1 protein-coding gene is annotated in these 433 nt (G+C 63.5%); it reads left to right on the top strand.

From position 1 onward, the window contains the following. Nucleotides 1-21: 21 nt before the first annotated feature. The coding region (locus KUA55_RS18185; RefSeq protein ID WP_218327774.1) for a hypothetical protein at nucleotides 22-433 on the top strand (412 nt) is incomplete at its 3' end.

The following is a 433-nucleotide window of genomic DNA, read 5'->3' as shown; positions in this document are numbered from 1 at the left end:
TTCTCCGGCAGCACCCCCATTATGAGTCGGGGGTGGCGGAAGATCGAAGCCGGGCGCACCTACCGCTTCACGTCGATTACGAAGGTCGTCTCGGGAGCTCCTGGAAATCAGTTCCGCAACGGGTTTTCGCTCTACAGCGAAGACGCCTCTCCTGTCGGTTTCTGGTTTGAGTTCCCGACCCGCCCTGATCCTACAGGCTGGATCACGGATCGCCGCGACGTTACAGGCGACTTCCTCCTGGCGAACTTCCCTGGTTCGGTCTATCTGCGCCCAGTTCTCCATTCGGGGATGCTGGGCGACGGCACCGACCTTCCCGGCGTGACTTTTGCCGTCTCGGTTCTTCGTTCGGAGGACGTGACGGACAGCGCAGCGGCGGGCGCATCAGCAGAGGCCGCCGCCACGTCCGCCAGTAGCGCCAGCGCCAGCGAGACGT

The sequence above is a fragment of the Enterococcus alishanensis genome, from assembly GCF_019218635.1.
In the GTDB taxonomy this organism is placed as follows: Bacteria; Bacillota; Bacilli; order Lactobacillales; family Enterococcaceae; genus Enterococcus_A; species Enterococcus_A alishanensis.
The sequence above is the reverse complement of the archived record's forward strand: the minus strand, read 5'-3'. Positions and strand labels throughout refer to the sequence as shown.